This window comes from Ornithinibacillus liuyingii (assembly GCF_055550225.1).
Window position 1 is genome coordinate 158,454 of record NZ_JBPWOS010000001.1, and the last position, 23,414, is coordinate 181,867.

At 37.4% G+C, this 23,414-nt stretch carries 25 protein-coding genes; 10 read left to right on the forward strand and 15 right to left on the reverse strand.

All coding sequences use genetic code 11. The annotated features are described in order from the left end of the window. The first annotated feature begins 41 nt into the window (after positions 1–41). From ACSKT4_RS00815 to ACSKT4_RS00825, 3 genes are all read left to right on the forward strand, one after another. The gene (locus ACSKT4_RS00815) at positions 42–1,217 is read left to right on the forward strand and encodes a DHH family phosphoesterase (RefSeq protein WP_211741604.1); all 1,176 of its coding nucleotides are present in this window, start codon (positions 42–44) and stop codon (positions 1,215–1,217) included. 124 nt (positions 1,218–1,341) lie between these two features. Then, positions 1,342–2,325, forward strand: coding sequence for a ring-cleaving dioxygenase (locus tag ACSKT4_RS00820; protein WP_186870119.1), 984 nt, complete (start codon positions 1,342–1,344; stop codon positions 2,323–2,325). Between the two features lie 45 nt (positions 2,326–2,370). Then, positions 2,371–2,643 carry a GNAT family N-acetyltransferase gene (locus tag ACSKT4_RS00825; RefSeq protein WP_211741603.1) on the forward strand — a complete coding sequence of 91 codons (273 nt, stop codon included), beginning with the start codon at positions 2,371–2,373 and terminating at the stop codon, positions 2,641–2,643. 53 nt (positions 2,644–2,696) lie between these two features. On the opposite strand, the gene ACSKT4_RS00830 is transcribed toward ACSKT4_RS00825, so the two are convergent. Continuing rightward, positions 2,697–2,906 (reverse strand): hypothetical protein, encoded by a 210-nt coding sequence (locus ACSKT4_RS00830; RefSeq protein WP_186870121.1) that lies wholly within the window; start codon positions 2,904–2,906, stop codon positions 2,697–2,699. Positions 2,907–3,069: 163 nt separating this feature from the next. Here ACSKT4_RS00830 and ACSKT4_RS00835 point away from each other — a divergent pair, with 163 nt between their 5' ends. Both ACSKT4_RS00835 and ACSKT4_RS00840 read left to right on the forward strand, forming a co-directional pair. Continuing rightward, positions 3,070–3,711 (forward strand): DUF3889 domain-containing protein, encoded by a 642-nt coding sequence (locus ACSKT4_RS00835; RefSeq protein WP_465822647.1) that lies wholly within the window; start codon positions 3,070–3,072, stop codon positions 3,709–3,711. 133 nt (positions 3,712–3,844) lie between these two features. Continuing rightward, positions 3,845–4,198: a DUF1360 domain-containing protein gene (locus ACSKT4_RS00840; protein WP_186870122.1), complete on the forward strand. Its 354-nt coding sequence runs from the start codon at positions 3,845–3,847 to the stop codon at positions 4,196–4,198. Positions 4,199–4,469: 271 nt separating this feature from the next. Here ACSKT4_RS00840 and ACSKT4_RS00845 read toward each other — a convergent pair whose 3' ends face one another. The 3 genes from ACSKT4_RS00845 to ACSKT4_RS00855 all read right to left on the reverse strand — a co-directional run bounded on the left by ACSKT4_RS00845 (position 4,470) and on the right by ACSKT4_RS00855 (position 8,072). After that, positions 4,470–6,044 (reverse strand): flotillin family protein, encoded by a 1,575-nt coding sequence (locus ACSKT4_RS00845; RefSeq protein WP_186870123.1) that lies wholly within the window; start codon positions 6,042–6,044, stop codon positions 4,470–4,472. Positions 6,045–6,090: 46 nt separating this feature from the next. Continuing rightward, complete coding sequence (locus tag ACSKT4_RS00850) at positions 6,091–6,627, reverse strand: NfeD family membrane protein (protein ID WP_186870124.1); 537 nt, start codon at positions 6,625–6,627, stop codon at positions 6,091–6,093. A gap of 158 nt (positions 6,628–6,785) precedes the next feature. Further along, positions 6,786–8,072 carry a S8 family peptidase gene (locus ACSKT4_RS00855; protein ID WP_211741602.1) on the reverse strand — a complete coding sequence of 429 codons (1,287 nt, stop codon included), beginning with the start codon at positions 8,070–8,072 and terminating at the stop codon, positions 6,786–6,788. 175 nt (positions 8,073–8,247) lie between these two features. Here ACSKT4_RS00855 and ACSKT4_RS00860 point away from each other — a divergent pair, with 175 nt between their 5' ends. Continuing rightward, the gene (locus ACSKT4_RS00860; RefSeq protein ID WP_211741601.1) at positions 8,248–8,496 is read left to right on the forward strand and encodes a hypothetical protein; all 249 of its coding nucleotides are present in this window, start codon (positions 8,248–8,250) and stop codon (positions 8,494–8,496) included. Between the two features lie 54 nt (positions 8,497–8,550). Here ACSKT4_RS00860 and qoxD read toward each other — a convergent pair whose 3' ends face one another. The 8 genes from qoxD to ACSKT4_RS00900 form a co-directional block, all read right to left on the reverse strand. Then, positions 8,551–8,835, reverse strand: coding sequence for a cytochrome aa3 quinol oxidase subunit IV (qoxD, locus tag ACSKT4_RS00865; protein ID WP_186870127.1), 285 nt, complete (start codon positions 8,833–8,835; stop codon positions 8,551–8,553). A 2-nt stretch (positions 8,836–8,837) separates the two neighbouring features. Further along, positions 8,838–9,434 (reverse strand): cytochrome (ubi)quinol oxidase subunit III, encoded by a 597-nt coding sequence (locus ACSKT4_RS00870; protein WP_186870128.1) that lies wholly within the window; start codon positions 9,432–9,434, stop codon positions 8,838–8,840. Beyond that, entirely contained in the window at positions 9,434–11,380 is a 1,947-nt protein-coding gene (gene qoxB, locus ACSKT4_RS00875; RefSeq protein ID WP_186870129.1) for a cytochrome aa3 quinol oxidase subunit I, read from the reverse strand. Before qoxB ends, ACSKT4_RS00870 begins: the two co-directional genes overlap by 1 nt. 62 nt (positions 11,381–11,442) lie before the next feature. Then, positions 11,443–12,357 carry a cytochrome aa3 quinol oxidase subunit II gene (qoxA, locus tag ACSKT4_RS00880; protein ID WP_211741600.1) on the reverse strand — a complete coding sequence of 305 codons (915 nt, stop codon included), beginning with the start codon at positions 12,355–12,357 and terminating at the stop codon, positions 11,443–11,445. Positions 12,358–12,762: 405 nt separating this feature from the next. Then, on the reverse strand, positions 12,763–12,894 hold the full coding sequence (locus ACSKT4_RS00885; protein ID WP_186870131.1) for a YjcZ family sporulation protein: 132 nt from the start codon (positions 12,892–12,894) through the stop codon (positions 12,763–12,765). A gap of 158 nt (positions 12,895–13,052) precedes the next feature. Beyond that, on the reverse strand, positions 13,053–13,832 hold the full coding sequence (locus ACSKT4_RS00890; RefSeq protein ID WP_186870132.1) for a DUF2268 domain-containing putative Zn-dependent protease: 780 nt from the start codon (positions 13,830–13,832) through the stop codon (positions 13,053–13,055). Between the two features lie 69 nt (positions 13,833–13,901). Next, positions 13,902–14,357 carry an Hsp20/alpha crystallin family protein gene (locus ACSKT4_RS00895; protein WP_186870133.1) on the reverse strand — a complete coding sequence of 152 codons (456 nt, stop codon included), beginning with the start codon at positions 14,355–14,357 and terminating at the stop codon, positions 13,902–13,904. Between the two features lie 100 nt (positions 14,358–14,457). Continuing rightward, the gene (locus tag ACSKT4_RS00900; RefSeq protein WP_186870134.1) at positions 14,458–15,273 is read right to left on the reverse strand and encodes an alpha/beta fold hydrolase; all 816 of its coding nucleotides are present in this window, start codon (positions 15,271–15,273) and stop codon (positions 14,458–14,460) included. Between the two features lie 214 nt (positions 15,274–15,487). On the opposite strand from ACSKT4_RS00900, the gene ACSKT4_RS00905 reads away from it, so the two are divergent. Next, positions 15,488–16,690 carry a S8 family peptidase gene (locus tag ACSKT4_RS00905; RefSeq protein WP_186870135.1) on the forward strand — a complete coding sequence of 401 codons (1,203 nt, stop codon included), beginning with the start codon at positions 15,488–15,490 and terminating at the stop codon, positions 16,688–16,690. Between the two features lie 64 nt (positions 16,691–16,754). Here ACSKT4_RS00905 and ACSKT4_RS00910 read toward each other — a convergent pair whose 3' ends face one another. Continuing rightward, the gene (locus tag ACSKT4_RS00910; protein WP_186870136.1) at positions 16,755–18,338 is read right to left on the reverse strand and encodes a BCCT family transporter; all 1,584 of its coding nucleotides are present in this window, start codon (positions 18,336–18,338) and stop codon (positions 16,755–16,757) included. Between the two features lie 168 nt (positions 18,339–18,506). Between ACSKT4_RS00910 and coaW the strand changes: the two genes are divergently transcribed. Further along, complete coding sequence (gene coaW, locus ACSKT4_RS00915; RefSeq protein ID WP_465822774.1) at positions 18,507–19,310, forward strand: type II pantothenate kinase; 804 nt, start codon at positions 18,507–18,509, stop codon at positions 19,308–19,310. Between the two features lie 102 nt (positions 19,311–19,412). On the opposite strand, the gene ACSKT4_RS00920 is transcribed toward coaW, so the two are convergent. Then, on the reverse strand, positions 19,413–20,663 hold the full coding sequence (locus ACSKT4_RS00920) for a DNA polymerase IV (RefSeq protein ID WP_186870164.1): 1,251 nt from the start codon (positions 20,661–20,663) through the stop codon (positions 19,413–19,415). A gap of 163 nt (positions 20,664–20,826) precedes the next feature. Here ACSKT4_RS00920 and ACSKT4_RS00925 point away from each other — a divergent pair, with 163 nt between their 5' ends. Continuing rightward, positions 20,827–21,192: a YuzC family spore coat inner layer protein gene (locus ACSKT4_RS00925; protein ID WP_186870137.1), complete on the forward strand. Its 366-nt coding sequence runs from the start codon at positions 20,827–20,829 to the stop codon at positions 21,190–21,192. Between the two features lie 9 nt (positions 21,193–21,201). Then, the gene (locus ACSKT4_RS00930) at positions 21,202–21,513 is read left to right on the forward strand and encodes a hypothetical protein (protein WP_465822649.1); all 312 of its coding nucleotides are present in this window, start codon (positions 21,202–21,204) and stop codon (positions 21,511–21,513) included. Between the two features lie 92 nt (positions 21,514–21,605). Here ACSKT4_RS00930 and ACSKT4_RS00935 read toward each other — a convergent pair whose 3' ends face one another. Beyond that, entirely contained in the window at positions 21,606–23,201 is a 1,596-nt protein-coding gene (locus tag ACSKT4_RS00935) for an amidohydrolase (RefSeq protein WP_211741575.1), read from the reverse strand. Between the last annotated feature and the right edge of the window lie 213 nt (positions 23,202–23,414).

Consider the following 23,414-nt stretch of genomic DNA (forward strand, 5'->3'; position numbering starts at 1 on the left):
TTTTGAACAGGTTAAAGCATACTACCATCGAGGTGATACAAATGTACAAACTACTTTCCCATAATGATTTAGATGGTGTCGGTTGCGGTATTCTAGCCAAGCTTGCCTTTGGTAAACAAGTACAGGTCAGGTTTAACTCAGTTGGGGGATTGGATAGGGAAGTAGCTTGGTTTCTAGATAGTGGTAATATGGACACCTATTTATTTATAACAGACCTATCAGTTAATGAGGAAAATGAAAAGCGGTTAGAACAGTTTTATCAAAGCGGCGGAAAGCTTCGGTTAATTGATCACCATAAAACAGCATTACATTTTAATGCTTATAACTGGGGACATGTCATAGTAGAAAACGAAAATGGTAATTTGAACTCTGCTACTTCTTTATTCTATGAGTTTTTGGTAAAGGAAGGCTACCTTGAAGCGAAGCCAGCAATTGATGAGTTTGTCGAATTGGTAAGGCAATATGATACATGGGAATGGGAAAAGAATGAAAACCATGAGGCACATCGTTTAAATGCGTTATTTTATTTAGTTTCAATAGATGAATTTGAAGAAAAAATGATTGAACGTCTACAAGACAATGAACATTTCTTTTTTGATGATTTTGAAAAGAAGATACTCGTCATGGAAGACGATAAAATAGAGCGGTATATTCGCAGAAAGAGAAGAGAACTTATCCAGCATAAGGTTGGAGACCACTATGCAGGAGTTGTATTTGCTGAATCCTATCATTCAGAACTTGGTAATGAATTAGGAAAAGGCTGTCCCCATCTAGATTACATCGCAATTGTAAATATCGGTAGTCGAAGAATGGGGTTTCGTACTATCCATGATCATATTGATGTAGCGGAGATTGCATCTGAATACGGAGGTGGTGGACATGCAAAAGCTTCTGGTTGTACGATGACAGAGGCAGTCTATCGATCATTTGTGGAGGAAACATTCCAACTGGAGCCTTTAAGGGAGGATGCCAAAAGAAATCGTTATAATGTAAAAGGAAACTCCTTTGGCACACTCTATAGTAGTAAATCGGAGTCATTATATCTCTTATACCAAGAGAATGATTCGTGGTTTCTAGAACATAATCATCAAAAACTCTCTGAATCCTTTTCGAATTTTATCGATGCTGAGAACTATTTAAAACGAAATTATGAGGCCTGGTTAGTAAGGGATGATCAATTTGTTCATTACTTAATTGAAAAAGTTAAACGTTCATAGCGTACGAATAACCAAAGAGAAGCAGTTAATTGACACGATGTATGATGTATGGTACATTTATTTTGAATTAAAGATATTTTAATTAAAGTTATATTATTTCGAGGTATAAACAGGGGGAATAGTAATGAATCAGTTAAAAGGTATCCACCATGTAACGGCTATTACGAGTAGTGCTGAAGAAAATTATCAGTTTTTTACGTATGTATTAGGTATGCGCTTAGTGAAAAAAACGGTTAACCAAGATGATATTCGTACGTATCATCTGTTTTTTGCAGATGATAAGGGAAGTGCTGGAACAGATATGACGTTCTTCGATTTCCCTGGTATTCCAAAAGGTGTTCATGGAACAGATGAAATATATAAAACATCGTTTCGCGTACCAACAGATGAAGCATTAACGTATTGGGTGAAACGTTTTGACCGTTTGGGAGTAAAGCATAAAGGAATACAAGAGCAATTTGGGAAGAAGCATATATCATTTGTTGATTTCGATGATCAGCATTATCAGCTAATTTCTGATGAACATAATGTTGGCGTAGAATCAGGCACACCTTGGCAAAAGGGACCAATCCCGTTAGAATATGCGATTACTGGTTTAGGGCCAATTTTTATTCGAGTAGCTAACTTTGATTATTTTAAAGAAATGTTAGAGAAGGTACTTTTATTTAAAGAAATTGGTAGTGAAGGTGCTTTTCACTTGTTTGAAGTTGGCGAAGGAGGAAATGGTGCCCAAGTAGTAGTGGAATACAATCCGATACTTCCTCGAGCTCGTCAAGGCTATGGAACGGTTCACCATACGGCTTTTCGTGTCCATGATCGTTCGGAGTTAGATGCTTGGATGAATCGTGTTCATAGCTTTGGCTTCCAGTCGTCAGGTTTTGTTGACCGATTCTTCTTCGGTTCATTGTATGTAAATGTTGCACCACAAATATTGTTTGAGTTTGCGACGGATGGCCCAGGCTTTATGGGCGATGAACCATACGAAACATTAGGGGAGAAATTATCCCTTCCACCTTTCTTTGAGTCGAAGCGAGAAGAAATTGAGAAATTAGTAAGACCTATCGATACGGTTAGGAGTACCATTGATTTTGAAAAGGAGTATGAATAATCGTATAATTAAACCTAACAAACTAATAGGTGAAAGGGTGTAATCATGGAAGAAATAAAACATGGTCAAAGCAAATTATATATTGGTGAAAGTGAGGATATGCCTAAGGCAGAAATAACATTTCAAAAAGACACCAATTCAAATTTGATTGTTGATCATACGTTTGTTTCAGACGAGCTTAGGGGGCAAGGCATAGCAGGCCAACTTGTTGAAGCAATGGTAAATTATGCTAAGCAGGAAGGCGTTAAGCTTGTACCAGAATGTTCTTATGCTAAGCGTTATATTGAGAAGCATAATTTGCATGATATACTAGCCTAAAGAGAAAAGAGTGTAGCGACAAAAACTGGTAACAGTTTAACGCTACACTCTTTTTAATGCAAAATTGTGAGATCGTGTTCAACTAAAGTCATGACAATTCTTTCCTTGGAAATTGCTTTATCATCAAATTCTACTTTTACTTCACCATCACTTGTATCGACTAAAACTCTTTCGACTCCATGTAATTGATTTAAAATTTGTTCCACTTTATCTATACCTCGTTTGGTTATAGCCTCTTTAATGTATAATGTTTGTTCACTCATATTAATTCCTCCTTCTAATTTATTATTTCCCATAAATGTAACAGGCCAACCATTTAGTTTCATATCCTTGTATTATAGGTTATTGTATGACAGGACGTTTAGACATACGTGATTGATAAATTACACGAGGGAGAGATTCGAGATGTATTATTACAATCCATATATGAATCCAAGTTCACATATGTACCAATACACACAGTATCCCTATCTGTACTATCCGAAATCTACAGCTAGAGCTAATGAATTTAACTATTTTGAAACGTATAACCGTCAACAGGTAATCCACGGGCAAGCTACTTGGACTACTGGTGGTCAAGTGACAAAATGTGGTATTCCTTGGTCCACGAATAACTATATGACGGTAGCTGTAGGGGAAAATTCGCCGTATCACTGTGGCGAAGCATTAAAGGTTAGAAATCCAGCTAATGGTAGAGAGGTTATTGCAACTATCGTTGATGAAGTAAGAGGATTTCCGAATAATCGTATTAATTTACATCGACGAGCTTTTGAAACATTGGGTGTGAATCTAGATCAAGGTAATCTAAATGTGGAAATTATTCCCTCTCCTGATCTAGAAGAAGAAAGATGGGGGAAATATTTATTAGAACTCGTGCAAACGGCATACCGAGGATTTGATGTATCAGATTATCGAGCTGTTAGTAAAACCGAAATATCCGCAAATAGAATAAAAGAGACATTTGATTATGAGCTACATCGTGCTCAAGAGGAACTGAAGATAAGAGGAAATGTAGTTTATAACCCGGAAACTGACCGAGTAATATCTTTTAATTTGGCTGAAGTTTAGTTATTCCTTGGAATTAGGTGTTTAGTGGTGTCACGTTACACTAGGAATCAATATAATATTTTATATTAAGCTACTTTATTAGTAATCCTCTCCTAATTCAGCTCATTAAGAAAGAAATAGGAGGATAAAAAACATGATTAATGGCTGGTTAGATTTTTTAATCCTATCATTAGCATCATTTCGACTAACCCGATTGATTGTTTTTGATAAAATTACTAGTTTCTTACGCAAACCGTTCCATGAAGAAATAAAAGAAATGGATTCAGATGGAAATGAGATTACTTATGTTGAAATAAAAGGGAAAGGATTACGTAATTGGTTTGGCGAGTTGCTAAGCTGTCATTGGTGTACGGGTATTTGGTGTACAGCAATACTCCTGGGATTATTATATGTTTGGCCAACATTTAGTGAAGTCTTATTATTAATACTTGCGGTAGCGGGTGCCGCAAGTATTATAGAGTCCATTGTACAGCGACTTGCAGAATGACTTTTAAGTGAAGGAGGACCATTATAAATGAAGAAACAAAATAAGGTAGAGAATACGTCCTCTCCTAAACCACAACGAAAAAGAGTAAAGAAAACATGTGGTTGTGGTAGAAGAAGAAAAACAGCAAGAGTATAAAAGTTAAAGGATTCAGTTTTGGAGTGTAAATAAAATAAGCTTTTTTGTATTTATAAAAATAACCCCGTACGACATTAACACTTGTACGGGGTTAACCTTAGTTTTAAATATTAAAAGCTTTCTGAGAAACCTTGTACTAATTAGAAACTTCTTCCTCGACATTATCTACGGATTTCTTGGATGGATTATCTGTTTCAGTTAGTTCAAAAGAGAGTCCATCTCGATCGGCAATAGTCAGTTTATTGGTGCCGACTAATCCTTCTAGTAGTTCCTTAACATCAATACCAGAGGATGCTTTAAGGGTTTCTTGTAATGATGCCATTAAGTCTGTTGCATAGCCTGTAACTTTGTTTGCACCACCATCTTTACCATTTCCACCAGTATCAACAACGGTAATCTTATCAATGTTTCCTAGTGGACTAGCAATCTCTTTCGCATATTCAGGAAGCATACGGATAACCATATCAAGAATCGCCGCTTGACCGTATTGTTCAAATGCTTCGGCAATCTTTCGTTTAGCTTCTGCTTCTGCAAGACCTTTAAGACGAATAACATCTGCTTCTGACTCACCTTGTGCACGTTGCGCTTCTGCTTTAGCTAAACCATCCACACGAACTTTTTCCGCATCTGCTTTCGCTTGAGATTCGATTCTATATTGATTAGCATCAGCTGCAGCAATTTGCTTAGCCTTCTCAGCGATTGCTGCCTGCTCAACTGCATAACGGTCCGCATCTGCTTTTTTCTTAACTTCTGAATCATATTGTTTTTCTCTACGAAGAATTTCTTTCTCTTCTAGTTCAATTTGTTTCTGACGTTCGATAATTCTAATTTGCATTTCTTGCTCTGTTACTTCTTGTTGTGCACGAGCTGTTTCTAAATCATATGCTTGGTCAGCACGTGCTTTAGCTATATCTTGTTCACGTCGATATTCTGCTGTTTTTAATTGATTTTCTTTTTCTGCTTCTGCAATTTCAGTTGCACGTTCTAGTTCAGCTTTTTTCGCTTCTTTAGAAGCCTCTGCTTGTTTTATACGTGTTTCTTTCTCTGCATCTGCAGTAGCAATGTCTGCATCACGCTTTACTTGTGCGATTCGAGGTTTACCTAATGATTCTAAGTATCCATTTTTGTCTCGAACATCTTTGATTGTGAAGGAAACGATGTTTAATCCCATCTTAGCTAAATCTTGAGATGCAACGCGTTGTACTTCTTGTGAGAATTTTTCACGGTTTTTATAGATTTCTTCTACAGTCATAGAACCAAGAATGGAACGTAAATGTCCTTCTAGAACTTCTTTGGCTTCATTTTCTCGATCCTCTTTTGTCTTACCTAAGAATTGTTCTGCAGCAGTAGCGATTTCATTAATAGTTCCACCAATTTTTATAATAGCAGTACCATCAGCCATAACGGGTACACCTTGCTCCGTATAGACCTCAGGAGTTGTAACATCTATTTTACTTGATAATAGGCTTAGTTGCTCTGCCTGTTGGAATACCGGAAGTACAAACGTACCGCCACCACGAATAATTTTAATTTTGTTTCCAGATTCATCTGTATGTACCGTCTTCCCATTTCCTAAATAACTACCAGTAACGATAAGTGCTTCATCTGGCCCAGCTGTACGGTACTTCTTAATAAATACCCCGATAAGTGCAATGACAAGAAAGACGGCAATTGCAATAATAATCGTCACTCCGTTGACTAATTCTTCCATTAACGTTCCCCCTAAAAATTATTTAACACGGATATCCCGTATTAGACTAAGACAACTCGGATTCTAAATCATATGGGACGACATATAAAACGCGCTCTTGACTATTCAGTATTAATACTTCGGTTCCTTCTGGGATAGGCGTGTTTTCATAACTTGCTGCGGGTCTTGTAATCATGCCACCTTTACCATCAATTACAACCTCTCCAAATCCATCTTCTGGTATGGAGATAATAATTTTTCCTACTCGTCCTTTAAGTGATTCCTCTGTTAGAACTAATGATTCTTCGGCTGATGCAAGAGGAATTAATACGAAGAAATTTAATAATACATCCATTATTAATGCGAAGCTTATAGAGATTAGGAGTATTACTAAACTTGAGATGGATGTTACTAATTCCAGAACATAACCAGATGAAGAAAGGAAAACAAAAAAGGCTAGTATAAGAGTGGGATTAAGGAAGGGTATCCCTTCACTAACAGCATCTAACACGTCCCCAAAAAAGATATAAAGAACAATTAGACATCCAGATATGATAAGTGTTGTTAAATAAATGGTTTGGATATCAACTCCAAATAATGTCATATGCATCATCCTATCTGTAGATTTAAAACTCCGATTACCTATTATACGTTATTATTGTATCGCAGGTTTCGCAAAATACAAACAATTTTTAATAAAAATAGGTATCTGCTAAATCTTTATCCTTGCAGATACCTAAAGTAGTTCAGATAGAAGGAGGGTTAATGTAGTAAATTTACTGCATTCAAGTATCCGTATCCTTGAACAGTAGGTGGTTGTCCCATATCAGTGCATGCCATGAGTAATTTATCCTTTACTTGATCTGGGGTAAGGTAGGGTTCTTTTTGAAGTAATTGCGCAACGACCCCAGCACATATCGGTGTCGCCATAGAGGTACCAGATAGGGAAAAATAGTTTGAACCAACTCTAGCAAATCGATTAGCCCGGTCCAGATAAGACCCAGGTGCTCTAAGTGATACTATATTAACACCTGGTAGCACTAAATCAGGTTTTATAAAATTATCGATGGTTGGTCCTCGACTTGAAAATTCAGCAACAGTGTCGTCCGAACGGTCTATCGTGTTATTGTCATTAATTGCACCAACGGTAATGACTGCAGGACTTATTCCTGGACTAGCTATTGTACCATTTCTGGGACCGGAGTTTCCTGCCGCTGCACAAACGACAATTCCATTTTCCCAAGCTTTTTCAACTGCCTGCACTACTGGATCATCACTGGCTGATTCAATTGCCTCTGAGCCTAGAGAGAGGGAAATTATATCTATGTTGTATTGCTCTTTGTTTTGCGTACACCATTGAATGCCCTGAATTACAGTTGATAAAGATCCTGCACCTCTCTTATCAAGCACCTTCACACCAACCAGTTTAGCTTCGGGTGCGGGTGCTTCATACTTTCTATTAATGGAGGATAAGCCATTTCCTGCTGCATCTCCAGCACAGTGGGTACCGTGTCCGTTATCATCATAAGGCTCTTTTTTGCCACCAATTAGGTCTATAAAACCCGTAATACGATCCTTTATATCATCGTGTGGATGTATACCGGTGTCGATAATAGCTATCGTCTTACCAAGCCCGGTATATTCTGATTGATGAAGTGTACTCGATCCTATTGATGGGGTAGCTACATCTAGTAGTGCTGTGAATTCTCGGTCATGATATACCTTTTTAATTGCTTTACAATTATCAAGTAATTGTTCAAGGTTGTTTAATGACATTTTTGCTGAACAGCAAGTAATCATAGGAAATTCTTTGAGATTTTTGCAATTGGTGGTTTTAATATCTTTTATTCCGTGTTCATACGATTGGGGCTCAAATTCAATTACGACGGAGTAATTTTTATATTTCTTCAGGTTATTCTCAAGTGGCTTGTGCAGAATAGTAGGGATAGAATGAAATGGTTGATAAAAATTTAGTAAGGTTTCTCGTAATGTTTGGTCTATTTTTCTTTCGTTTCGTTTAACCAATTGGGAAATAGAATAATTTATCAAAATAGTTCACTCCTTTTCGATAAAATGAATTTCACAATAGAATATGTACAACTTGTGAAGAAGGAGTGAGCTATTTGTACAAACAATAACTAAAAAAGGCGATTCTCTTAATTTGAAATAAATTTGACAAATTTGTGAACGATGTGAATAATATAAGATAGAAGGGGGATTTATTATGATAAATTCTGCGAAAATTGTTAGAACGATTAGTATTCTTTGTGGTGCATTAATTACAATAGGTGTCATTTCTTTTCTGTATGGGTTCTTTGGAAGCGGTTACGCATGGTTAACAGGGATTGGATTAGGTGTTGTAATGGGCGGCGTATTTATTTTCATTATGGGGATATTCCTAGTTGCTACGGAAGAAGTAGTGGAGAAAAATAAGCAGAACCATCCGCACAATAAAGAAGAAGCTCTGTCATAAGACAGAGCTTCTTTTCTGTTATAAATATTTAGCTTTAGGATTCAAACACTTCTCTTACATATAACCCCAAATTAATGTTAACAATGTCCCAAATATGGTAACTAATGCAATCGCAATTCCATAATAAACATTGGTATAGATCATATTCTTATCTTCAGATTCCCCAGCGTGCATAAAGAAGACTAATTGGAGCGCAGCTTGGGTAAATGCTGTTATTAATAGTATCGTCATACCAACCTCAAATGACATGTCAAGGAAGTAAACAGTTAGCGCAACAGCAGTAAGGATTAAGGAAAAGACAAAGCCTATCACTTGTTTTGCTGGAAATAATTCTTTCATGTTTACATCATTCCTTTCAAATAGATGAAGCTAAAGATGAAAATCCAAACTACATCTAGAAAATGCCAATAAAGGGAAAAGATAAACGACTTGTTGGTTGTTTCCGGTGTGAATCCACGCTTTTTAATTTGGAGAAGGATGAATAATCCCCAAAATAAACCGAACGTAACGTGGGCACCGTGTGTCCCTAATGTTGTTAATAGAATCGCTGTAAATGCACTTGTTTGAAGGGTTGCCCCAACATGGTAATAATGAATAAACTCGTAAATTTCAACACTTAAGAATGATAACCCTAGTAGTAGGGTAATAGCTAAGAATGTAATGGTAGCTTTTTTATGATTTATACGCATGGCATGTGTTGCAAGACCAATTGTAAAACTACTAGTTAATAGAATAATGGTTTCCATTAATACAGGAGTTATTTCAAAAATGTCTGCACCAGATGGACCATTACCAACACCGTTTTCTAAAGTGAAGTACGATGCAAACAGTGTACCAAATAACATGATTTCAGCACCTAAGAATATCCAAAAACCTAGGATGTTCATTTGGTTCTGATGCGTACCATATTCAAGAGGTTGCGAGTGATCGATTTTCATTATTTAGCACCTCCGTATTTATTTTCTGTTTCTTTAATTTCTTCTTCAGGAATATAGTGACCATGGTCAATTTCGAATGATCGATAGGCCATAGTACCAAGAATTCCTAGTAGTGCAATAATGACACCAACCCAAATGCTAAAGACAAAGGAGAATCCAAGTATAAAGAATAATCCCGCCATAATGATTGGCAATCCACTATTATTCGGCATATGAATTTTTGTGATTTTATCTTTAAATAAGGTATGTCCGTTTTTCTTCGAATCCCAGAATGCTTCTGATGAGTTAACGACTGGTGTTACAGCAAAGTTATACTCCGGAACTGGGTTAGGAGTTGCCCATTCAAGTGAACGTGCATTCCATGGATCTTGCCCTACATTTCTTGGTGCGTTACGGAAGCTATAGTATACGTTGTATACAATAAGCACGAATGCAATCGCCATTAATCCTGCACCAAAGAAGGAAAGTAAGTTTAATGGACCAAATCCAGCTGCTTCAGAGTATGTGTACATACGACGTGCTTGACCGTCTAGTCCTGTAATGTACATTGGGAAGAATGCGAAACAGAAACCGATAGATAGGAACCAGAAGCCCCATTTTCCGATTCGTTCATTAAGCATAAATCCGAACATCTTCGGCCACCAGTAGGTAAGACCAGCTAACATTGCGAATACGACACCAGGAATAATCACGTTATGGAAGTGAGCAACTAGGAACATCGTATTGTGATATTGGTAGTCTGCACTTGCAATTGCAAGCATAACACCAGTTACTCCACCAATTGTGAATAATGGAATAAACCCTAGAGAATAAAGCATTGGAACGGTGAAACGAATTTTACCTTTCCACATAGTTAATAGCCAGTTAAAGATTTTTATCCCTGTTGGAACGGCAATAGCCATAGTCGTAATAGAGAAAATACTATTTACCATTGCTCCATGACCCATGGTAAAGAAATGGTGAACCCAAACTAAGAATGATAGGAACGAGATAATTACCATCGAACCGACCATTGATTTGTAACCATAAAGATTACGCTGTGAGAAAGTAGAAATAATCTCACTATAAATACCAAAGGCAGGGAGTATCAAGATATATACTTCAGGGTGTCCCCATACCCAGAATAGGTTGGCCCAAAGCATATCCATTCCACCATTTGTTGATGCAAAGAAATGTGTACCGAACTGACGGTCAAAGGTACCCATTAATAGTGCTATTGTTAGTACCGGGAAAGCAAAAACAATAATAACGTTTGTGATTAATGCAGACCAAGTAAACATTGGCATTTTCATCAGTTTCATGCCAGGTGCTCTCATTTTCAAAATGGTTACGATAAAGTTAATCCCTGTCATTAACGTACCAATACCTGAAATTTGCAGAGACCACATGTAATAGTTAACACCCACTGATTCACTATAGTCGGTGCCTGCAAGTGGGAAATAATTCGTCCAACCTGCATCTGGAGAACCACCAACAACAAAGGAGATGTTAAATAGCATTGCTCCCGCAAAATATAACCAGAAACTGATCGCATTTAGACGTGGGAATGCAACGTCACGTGCACCAATTTGTAGTGGTACAACGAAGTTCATTAAACCAATAACAAATGCCATTGCCATGAAGAAAATCATGACAACACCATGTGTCGTAAATACTTCATTATAGTGCTGTGCATCTAGAAATGTATTATCTGGAACTGCAGTTTGCAGACGCATCATGACAGCATCTGCTCCACCACGGAATAACATTAATAATGCGGATATCATGTACATAATACCGATTCGTTTATGGTCAACAGTGGTTAACCATTCACGCCACAAGTAACCCCATTTTTTAAAGTACGTAATACCAACAACAATGGCAATTAGTGTTAGTCCAATTGCAACCATTGATGCATAGATTAATGGGCTTGGATGGGGGACGGCAAATCGATCAAAAAATTCCATTATGTTAACTCCTCTCGAGAATTTCTGTTTAATTTCATACAATTAACTCATCAATTTTTTTTCTAGTGATTGGAATGGTCTTCATGATTTTCATGTTCTTCATGATCATCATGGTCTTCACTGGAACCTTGATGATGTTGATGTCCAGCATGCTCACCTTCAGGAGCTGGATTAAATTCTAAATGAGTACCCGTGAAGGTCATTTGTCCAAGGTGTCCAGGTTCTAATAATTCATCGAACTTCTCTTCAGTTAGAGGTTCAGCGGTTGAATGGATGTCTTCAACCCATTTATCAAACTCACTCGGTGATAACGCCGTCGCAGTAAATGTATTTTCAGCAAATCCTTTTCCACTAAAGTTGGAATTACGACCTGGGTAATCTCCTGGGACCTCGGCTACAATATTAATCTTTGTAACCATATCTGCCATGGCATATTTTTGCCCAGCAAGCTGTGGAATCCAGAAGCTTGTAATTGGTCCATAGGAATACAAACGGAATTCAACTGGACGATGCGTTGGTAAAATGACATAATTTAATGTCTCAATATCTTGTTCTGGATAGCTGAAATGCCATTTCCAGTTAGATGAAGCAGCATAGATAATCATCGGTTCTTGATTCTCATAACCTTCTGGAACACTTTCTACTTCATAGGTTGATTTTACCGACACTATAGAAAGGAAAATAACGATTAATACGGGAATCCCGATAATAAGTCCTTCTACAATTGGATTTCCTTCAATATGAGGAGGCTCATAATCCTCTGATTGCTTACTCGCTCGATATTTAAATAGCATGATGACTAGCATTGCAATAACTACAATAACAATTACTGCCATAGTAAAAATGGATAACCATATTACATTAGCTGTTGTTTCTGCTTGTGGTCCTTTTGGATCTAGAACTAATAATGGTTCACAGCCAGCTAATATTGTTGTGATCAATATAGCAAATGAAATAAATGCCAATTTGATTTTCATTTTTCTTGCTCCTTTCTAGCTAGTTAACTGTTCATAAAATGGACAAATTTGTGTTTTTATTCACAAAGTGCTGCAACCATATCTTATTACGCTGTAATAAATATTACAATGGATTGAGAAATACTTCACAAAAAGTTCAAGAAGATTTGTCTTTTTCATGGATGTAGTGGATGATATTGGAGGAATTAGTAAATTGAGGGGGAGAGGTGGTATATATTTCTAGCTAAACAAAAAAATATCCCTTATTGAAAGGGATACTTTTATTCGCTATATTTGAACAATTGGCCCACCTCATGGCCATTAAACTTAGAAGAAATATAGTTTTTCGTTTATAAACCTAAACCTTAACTACCTGGACGGGGATCAGATCCCCGCCTAATTGTAGTCCAGAAGGTATTTCCTTTATTATAGCCAAGCAGCACCTACGATGATTAGAAGAATAAATAGTACGACAATCAGCGCAAAACCACCGCCGTAGCCATATCCTCCGCCGTAGCCGTAACCGCCGCCATAACCACAACCGTATCCGAATGACATTCTACATCCCTCCTAACGTACTTTTTCAATTAATCTAAGGATATCTCCTTAGTTAAAAACACTGTTTATTTAGTGTTTGTTAATACTATATGAAAGCTCATTCTTTTTGTTTGGGATAGATACCTAGATATTAGGTAAACATTTTATTTGCCTATATGTTAGTTATCGAGTACAAATTCTTCAGATGGAATACGGATTAAATCTCTGCTTAATCTACCATTTTTTCTAATATATTGTTTAACTAAATAATATCCTACACAATACCCAATCATATTTGGATAATTGCTTTTTCCATATAAAAGTTGAATAGCCTTCCTAGAGGTCTTTGGCAAATCCTTATTTGGAAGTATTACTTTGTACCATAGATCCTCTAATTCTGAATCAGAGTAATAGGAAGTCCATGGGGCTAACGGCTCTCTACCAAATCTTTCATAAACTGCATTTTCTGCTAATCCTTCTAGAATAATAACATCTAATAACGAATAGTCTTCATCATTTTTTTGATCGTGTAATAGTCTACATGCATGATGATATTCATGGGTGAATAGGGCTTTTACTTCTTCTTTTGTCGTTTTAGTAGATATAAATAAAAATAGTTTATCTTGAAATGCGAGGCCGGTTCTTCCATTATAATGTTCCCTAATTTTACGATTGTAAGAATTAGAAGGGAAAATAAATATTGGCAAGTTTGGGCCTTCCCATTCCTGTTTTAGATATCGTTCCTCCTGTTTCACTATTCCCCAGATCTTATTATGTTGAAGCTTCTTTAATAAATCTTCCGATTCTGGCTCTGGCTTTTGATACATTCCATTCTGTATTAGGAGGTTAGCGATAACTTTAGGATATAAATGGTCAAAGTAAGGAGAAAGCTTCTTGAATATCAGTTCTGGTGTGTTATATGACTTCTCTAGCCATTTATCTGTTCGTATTACGGACAAATTCTTCATCACTCCTCTTGTACAATCAAAAGGACTCGACTATATCTATGTGCCGAATCCAAGTAATGATTATGAATCTTCAATTTCGATAAACCTATGATCCGTTTTTGGTTTGGGAATGGTTATGTTCAACCTATCCTTATTAAAGGAAGCCTTGATGTCCTTTTTCGGTATGTCAAATGGTAATGATATAACGCGTTCTTTCTTAGAATAACGTTGTTGGGTTTCCCTGTACTGTTTTTTCGTATCTTTTTGATCCATCATATGATAATCCTGTACAGCTATTCGAATTCGGTTACCTGCCACTTCGATCTGTATTTGGTCTTTATTGTAGCCTTTAAGATCCGCTTCAATGGTGAAGTGGGTATTATGTTCCTTTACATCTAACCAGAATGGATTAAAGTGAAAGTGTTCATTCATTTGTTTAAAGGAATGATTAAAGAAGGAATCTAGGTTTCTCATAAAATCGTGTAATGGGGTCATATCAATATCGAAGTGGCTTGGTAATTTCCTTTTCGATGCCATAGACATCCCCCCATACTTTTAAAATTTTCTACTATCAGATTATGCAATTTTAAATAAAGGTAGTGGGCTATTATAGGGGAAATACTGTTTCTATTTGCATTCACTCCTCTGTAAAAGAAATAATCTGCTCATAAAGTTGTTGTGGTTTTTCTTCGGTAATTAAATGCCCTGCCTTTTCATAAACGATCAACTTAGCGTTCGGTAGATCTTGGGTGAGTTTTTTACCTATCGTTAGTGGTACGACCCTATCTTCTTTTCCCCAGAGAAGTAGTGTAGGAGTCTGTATTTTTTTTAACTGTTCCGTACATAAATCTCCCTCGCGATGACGTAATAATCTAATTAATGATTTAGGGAAATTCTTATCTTGAAGCGGTCTACCATATTCCTCTATTTGGTCAGCCGTAATTAAGGAATGATTATAGAAGACATTCTTTAAATTTCGTACTACACTTTGTGAATTAATCTTTCGCCTTGCGATAACATGAGAGAAAGGGAGATAGGAGCTATAGATTAGGTAACTTTTCGCTCGAGGCAAGTACCCAGAGCTCCCTATTAAAATAAGCTTCTTCACGCGACTGGGATCCATTTTTGCAGTGTATAACGCAATTTGTCCACCCATTGAATGACCAGCAATATGTGCTTCTTTAATCTGAAAATAATCTAAACATTGAAGCACAAGACTGGCATAGTTTTTAAATGAATATGTAAACGTAGTAGATTTTTCACTTTTACCAAATCCGGGTAAATCTAATGTAATTACCGAGTAATTTTGTGCGAGTAGTGGTTTTAAACGATTAAATGTATAAGACGAAGCCACAAACCCATGAATGAGTACGATAGTTGGTTTATTGTGAATAACAGATTCACAATAAATGGTCGTGTCTAGAAGTTTGATAAAATCCTTTTTATATTCCATTTGTAATTAACTTCACCACCATCTTGAGTCTACTTTTAGTATGGGCAATTTGGTGAAAAACTTTTATGCATGTTTTATTATTTTTTAGTCATATAGACCTGCAACTTAGAATCTAAATTTCCTTCTGTTTCCCAACTTTTTTAGTAAGGAGTACTCATAATGAAACTTATATTCTCGAAGTATACTTTATCGTACATTTGAGAGGAGGAGTTTCATGAGAAAATCTTGGTTAGGTAGTATTGTTATTGCGGTGCTTGTTTTACTATTTCCTATGGTGGGAAGTGCAGCAGCGGATGATGGGAATTTAGAGAAGGTTACGAATAGCACTCAAGTTTCCTCTAGTGGGGAGTATGTGAAAGATGAGGTAATTGTAAAGTTTAAAGAGCATGTTACGGAAAATCAGAAAATCAGTGTGCTAGAAACGGTGAATGCTAAAGTGAAAGCAGATGTGAATGCAGTAAAATCGCCTTTCTCCGTACTGGAGGTAGAGAGTGTAGAGGCTGTAGTAAAGGCTTTAAGTGATCATCCAGATGTTGAGTATGCAGAGCCGAACTACATTCTATCAGCGACCTGGACACCAGATGATCCGTATTTTAGCCCTATTTACCAGTATGGCTTATTTAACACCAATGCGCATTTAGCATGGGATGTTGCTCGGGGAAGCTCCAATCAAGAGATAGCTGTACTAGATACTGGTGTAGATTATAATCATCCTGATTTAGCTGGGAAAGTTATTCGAGGGTATGATTTTGTGCAAAATGATTGGAACCCGAGTGATCAAAATGGTCATGGCACTCATGTAGCTGGTATTGCTGCAGCGGGGACGAACAATGGGATAGGAATAGCAGGTATGGCACCTAATACAAAAATATTAGCTGTTCGTGTACTGGATGCTAGAGGAAATGGAACGTTAGCTAATATTGCTGATGGTATTATTTATGCAACAGATGCTGGGGCAGAGGTGATTAACCTTTCTCTTGGATGTGACTGTCATACTCAAACCTTACAAAATGCCGTGAATTATGCCTGGAATAACGGTGCTGTTCTGGTCGCTGCTGCTGGAAATGATGGTGTTAGCACGACATTTGAACCAGCTTCCTATTCTAATGTAATAGCTGTTGGTGCAGTTGATTCTAGAAATGTTAAGGCAAACTTTTCAAACTGGGGAACCTGGGTAGATGTAATGGCTCCGGGTGTTGATATTGCCTCTACTTATCCAGGTAATCGCTATGTCTATATGTCAGGTACTTCCATGGCAGCGCCACATGTTGCTGGTCAAGCAGCATTACTTACTGGTCAAGGAAGAAATAACACGCAAGTCCGAGCTGCTATTCAGAATACAGCCGTTTATATGAATGGTGTTGGAAGAGATGTACGTTATGGACTAATCGATGTGAATGCTTCCGTTCGTTATTAATTGAATTAAGTTTTAAAGGTGAAAAATAGAATGTAGAGGAAGTCCACGTTTCTTCCTCTACTTTTTATTTATCCTTTTTCTGAATGGTTCTACGATCTATATAAATTGTAGGAGAACGATATTCCTTTGATGCTCGTAAATCACTTCCGCAAGCTTTTACAAAGGATATGGCAAGTAAAAGCATAATAAACATGACGGGAAAACCCGCTACAATACTAGCGGTCTGTAGTGCTTCTAAATCGCCGATGAACATGAGTACAAGAGGAAGGATTAATAATGTAAAAGCCCAAAATAAACGATTCCATCGCAATGCTTCCCCGCCGGGTACATGCTTTTGTACTACTGCAGCTAATATATAGGAAGCAGAGTCGAAGGTAGTGGATAGAAAGATAATCGCTAATATGGTAAACATTAGTACAATGAATCCCGAAATAGGTAATTGATTTAAAATAGCAATAATTGTTGCTGGTGCCCCAAACGTATTCATATGACCGATAACATCAAAAGAACCAGATAATTGTAAGTATAATCCGAAGTTCCCTAGGATTCCAAAGAACATAATACAGCCCAGTGTTCCATAAATTAGCGTTCCTAATATCATCTCTTTAATCGTTCTCCCATAAGAAATTCTTGCTACAAATAATCCTACAAATGGAGCGTAAACAACCCACCATGCCCAGTAAAATACAGTCCATGTCTCGGGAAACCTTGTCTCAGGATATGCTTCAAATGCTGCTAACGGTTCTAACCAAGTTGCCATATGAAAGAAATTGTCCATAAGAACACCTAAGCTGGTAAAGGTGGATTCACTTATAAATACGGTAGGACCAAAAACGAAGATAAACACTAGAATGAAAATGGCAAGCCATAGATTAATATCACTTAATATTTTTATTCCTTTATTTAATCCAGAGTAGGCACTTATTGCAAAAATTAATGTGCATAGGACCATGATACCCGCCTGTGAGAAGAGGGTAACCGGAATACCTGTAATATGGCTAACACCTTCTGCAATCATTGGTGCTCCTAGAGCGAGAGTTGTTCCTGCACCACCTAATAGTCCGAAGATGAAGAGAATATCAATTAGCACTCCTACTGGACCATCTGCGAGCTTGCCGATAACAGGCTTTGTGGCCGAACTTATTTTTAGTACTGGATTTTTCCTCACATAATAGAAATAAGCAATTGGTAGGGCCGGGAGTGTATAGATTGCCCAAGCAATCGGACCCCAGTGGAAAATTCCATAGGTCGCGGCTAATTCTATCGCTTCCTTTGTCATTGGCTCTATACCAAAGGGCGGACCCTGATAATAATAAGCCCATTCAATCATTCCCCAGTATAAAATACTAGAGCCTATTCCAGCAGAAAAGAGCATTGCTGCCCATGAAAAAGATCCAAACTCTTTTTCTGTTCCTCGTTTTCCTAATTTTATTTTCCCATACTTACTGAAGGCAATATATAACATAAAGATTAAAGTGAATAGACCTAGGGCTAGAAAGAGGACACCAAATTTTCCAGTAATATAGTTATTGATGATATTAATGACATTTGCCCCGGCTTCTGGAAAGGTAATTAATGGTAGTGAAACACTTAGCAAAATAATTAGTGCTCCAATAAAAGTAGGCCAGTCAATAAGTTTTTTGTTCATATAGACATTCCTTCCTAATTGCTTTCTATTTCATTAATTTGTTCTAAATTCTAATTTTGAATTATGGCTATAAATATGGACAACCTGCCTGCCAATCTTTGGCTTTTCTTTTTGCACTCGTTCGTGTAAATTGAAGGTAATTTAGGACAAGGAGGAGAATACAAGTTGGTGAATAAAATTGGTATAGATGCTGGAGGGTCACTAGTCAAGCTTGCTTATTATGACCATGGAAAAATACATACTAAAACCTTTTCTAGTCTGGATATAGATGCAGTGTTGGAGTGGTTGTCAATCTTGTCTCCTAATGCGAGTCTGTTTGTAACAGGTGGTAAAGCGAACTCCTTTACAAAATTGCCCTCTTTTAACTGCCAATTGGTTAATGAGTTTCAAGCAGTTACGAGAGGTGCTTCTTATCTGTTAAAAGAAAAGGCTATTAATCATGAGGAATACATTTTAGTTAACATTGGGACAGGAACCTCCATTTTTCATGTTACTCATAACTCATTTGAACGTGTTCTAGGTAGTGGTATCGGTGGTGGTACTTTGATGGGTTTAGGTTATCTAATTACCCGGAAAAATGATTTTCAAACCTTCACAACGATGGCTAGAAATGGTGATTCTCGAAAAAGTGATTTGCTAGTACGAGATATTTATGCCCCCGAAGAGCCTCCTATATATAGGGACTTAACAGCTGCCAATTTAGGGAAAGCACATTTAAATAAAGATGCTACAGAACATGATCATCTTGCGAGTGTAATACGAATGATAGGGGAGACCATTTTATTATTAGCAACTCAAGTTGCGACAGCAAAACAAATTAAACAAATTGTATTTGTAGGTGGTACAGTTACGAATAATCCTGCATTGAAGGAAGTTTTTGTGCAATTTCGTGACATGATGTCCTATGAGCCAGTTTTTCTAGATAAAGGTACTCATACTGGAGCAATTGGTGCATTGCTAGAAAACGAATAAAGCTAAAGATGGTTCACTTCGTAGATAGGGATGCATCTCGTCAGGCATAAGAAAAAAACTAACGCATTTGCTTGGGAAAGAGCAAATGCGTTAGTTTTCCTGTTAAGCGTAATGGCCACCAATTTTTTTACTACGGTCTAATGTAACTCCAGCATCGGTAAAGCTACTAGCTCGGAGGATGGCAGTTGTACCATATTTTTCACGAATAGCATCCATGACATAGCCAATATCATTTTTTTTGGAGCGATTCTCAAATAAATCTAGTTGTGTTTCGGCTTTATCATATAAGTTATCTAACGTGACATAAACATGGCGAATTGTACTATGACCGTCATAAAATTCCTTGAAAAGCAGCATACAAATATGGTACATATCCATCGTGATATTAGTCGGAATGGGGATAGACTTAGAGCGTGAGAAACCACCGCCGGTTTCCTTGGAATAGGCTATTCCAAGATGAATAGTTTTACCGACTTTGCCAGCCGTTCTGGTTCTACGACAAACCTCTTCACAAAGATCTAAAATACAAACCGCAACTTCATCCTTCGTATAATCTCGTAAAAGAGCAATCCCGTGACCAAAGCCTTTTTGCTCGTGCTTAACAAAATCCCCAAATACTGGACTTAAATCAATCCCCCACGCATGCCAATAAAGCTGTTCTCCCATTACACCAAACCGCTTTTTAATACGATTCAAGTCAAATTTTGCAAGCTGTCCAAGGGTGACAATCCCCATACGATTGAGATTGCGCTTCATTCTACTCCCAATTCCCCATATTTTTTCCACAGGATGTGGCCAAAGCTTTTCCTCTACATCCTCATACCGGCATTCTACTATGCCAACTTTTTTAGCGTGTAAATCCATGACAACCTTTGCTAAAAATTTATTATCGCCAATTCCAATGGAACACGTAATGCCAAAACTATCGAGAATGTCTTGTTTAATTTGATTGGCAATCTCCCATGGATTCCCAAATAGCTTCTCTAATCCATCAAGTGTTACCCATACCTCATCGACAGAGTATTGATGGATGGCCTCCTTTGGAGCGTATTGGTTAATTAGCCTAGTGATTTCCACCGAAACTTGAAGATAATCAGCCATATGTGCTGGAACAATATGAATAGCAGGGTCATTCGGTAATTCAAAGAAACGACTCACATTGCTAATTCCGTATTTTGCTTTGAGAGCAGGTGAAGCGGCAAGTACAATACTTCCGGATCTATTTGGATCCCCAACAACAGCAAGCATTGTGGTCATTGGGTCAAGCTTTAATTTAACAGCTTCCACACTAGCATAGAACGATCGCATATCAATACATAGTACATTGTGACGTGGAAAAGTAGAATAATCTATTTGCATTACATTTCACCACCAATAGGAACGTTTGTTCTTATTATATGGTGCTGGAAATAGATTATCAATGGAAAAAAATTCATAATCCAAACATGGGGCTAGACAATTTCCTTATTTTCTTCTTAAGCATATAGTGTTATATGGGAATTGAGGAGGGGAGAGCTTGTATTATTGGTATCCAGTTTATTATTATCTACCACATTCTTATCTATTTAGGAATTATTATCGCCAGTTTCCTGAAGTGGACCCTGGTTTATTATATGATTCTGCAAATGAAACAAAAAAATTAATGAAAGAAGTAAGTATGGTTTTGGATCGCTTTGCATCATCAAAGGAGTTTGATGAGCAGGTTATGACTGCCGCGCAAGAATCCAATGTAGAGGAAGTTAGGCGGTTAATCCAAAGTATTGGAATAACAGCGGATGTAGATATTCAAGTGAATCCAGACGGTTTGCGATTAGATTTTGTATCCAGGGTTAATGATACAAAGTGCTGTAGATTAACCGTAGCATTGAGATGGAATGAATAAAATTAATAAATGAGGCCTGAGACAGATGCAGCCCATGCATATCCCTGCACAGGAAATATATTTGCTTTCAAAGCATACAAGTACGATGCAACCTCGCGCGACCTAGAAGGAATCTCGCGCGAAAAACAAGGATGCCCGCGCGAAATGGAGAAAAAGTCGCGCGAAAAAGAAGTGCCCGCGCGGCTGAAGCAAGTTTCGCGCGAGAAAGGTGAAACCTCACGCGACCTAGAAGGAAAATCGCGCGGCAATAAGAAGAACTCGCGCGACAGACATTTGTTTGAAACTTCCCCACAATGTCCTCTAAGCATCTGGACCGTCTAGAGGTTCTGTATATTTCCTAGCTAGTGATGATACGTTTAGGTCTGTGGTTAAACCTTTTGTTATGTCATTAGCCTCATCTATTAAAACCGAAGTTATTTTTCGTATTTGATTTCTCCACCAATAATCGTCATTTCAATTTCTGTTTTTAATAATTCATCAGGATTTTCCATTTCGAACGGATTATTAGAAAGAACAGTCATGTCCGCAAGTTTTCCTCTAGAAATAGTTCCTTTTAATATTTCCTCACTTGTTGCATAAGCTGTAAATTCGGTAAATAACCGAAAGCCATCAATCATAGATAGCTTTTCTTTAGGATTCCATCCATCATGCGTTTCACCTGGTAATTTTCGCGTAACGGCAGCGTGAATACCGAGTAATGGGTCAACTGGTTCAACTGGAGAGTCTGACCCACCAGCACAAATAACACCATAATCCATCAATGTCTTCCATGCATAGGATGTTTCGGAACGGCTCGTACCAAGTCTTTCTATAACCCAAGGAAAGTCACTAGCTACAAATCTAGGCTGAATATCAGCAATGCGGCTTGGATGTATTAAACGATTAATTAATTCTTGATTTAGTACTTGTACGTGAATAAGTCTGTCGCGATGACTAACGGTAGGAAATTGATCTAAGACATCTAGAACATTTACTAATGCTTGATCACCAATCGTATGTACGGCAATAGGCATCGATAATTCACGCGACCTCCTAACAATATCTGTTAGAGCTTCTTGGTCAAGCATTGCCTCTCCATAATGACCTGGAGCATCATGGTAGGGTTCAGATAGTAGTGCTGTTCTTCGTCCGAAGGCCCCATCAGCAAATATTTTAACTGCACCAATTTGCAGTGTTTCATTTCCATAACCAGTATACATACCAGAGGTCTTCAAATCATCAAGAAATTCATGATTAATTAAAAGGTTCGTCCGAAGTCCAAGCCCCTCTTGATTTAATAAGGTATCATAAATTGTATATGTTTGCTGTAAGCCACCGAGAAAGAGTGGGTCATTTGTATGAACACTAGTTAATCCTTTTTGAATAGCAAATTGAATAGCCTTCCTCATCGCCTGGATTAGTTCCGCGTAAGATTTTTGCGGGATGTGCTGCTTAAATATTTCCGAAGCGGATTCAAGGATTAATCCAGTCGGTTTTCGAGAGGATTCGTCTAAGACAATACTACCACCTTCTGGTATAGACATATGAGGGTGATAGTTACTTAATTCAAAAGCTTTACTATTAGCGACAGCTGCATGTGTACAAATTCTAGTTAAAAAGAGTGGGTTATGGGGAGCAACATAATCCAGCTCTTCAAGGGTAGGAATGGATCCATCCATAAATAGATTTTCATCCCAACCACCACCAAGTAACCATTCATTAGGTCTTAACGTGTTAGCCTTCTCTTGAATTTTTTCCAACATTTCTGTTTTAGAGGTAATACCAGTAAGGTCTAAGTGCATAAATTGTTCAGCGATAAGTGACAAATGGAGATGACTATCCACTAACCCCGGTGTTACCGTCTTCCCAGCAAGGTCAATAACTTCACACGTATGATTGTTCCATTGAAGTAATATGTCTGCTTCAGATCCCATAGCAATAAATCTTCCGTTCTCTACAACTACGGCTTGTACAACAGGTTTAATTGGATCTAATGTATAAAAGTTCCCATTAATAAATATTTTTCTCATAATCGTCCCCCTAAAAATGACTGATAAGTATATAGAAAATGCCAAGTTTGAACAATATAAATATTAAGAACATCATACTAACTGCTATATCGGAAGTCAATTATGTTAAACCATTGAAATAGTGGCTATTTTTATGTAAATAGCCATATTTGAGAATTGTTGTAAATTGTCGAATCATAGCTTATTATAAAAAGTAGGGGATAGTATTTTATA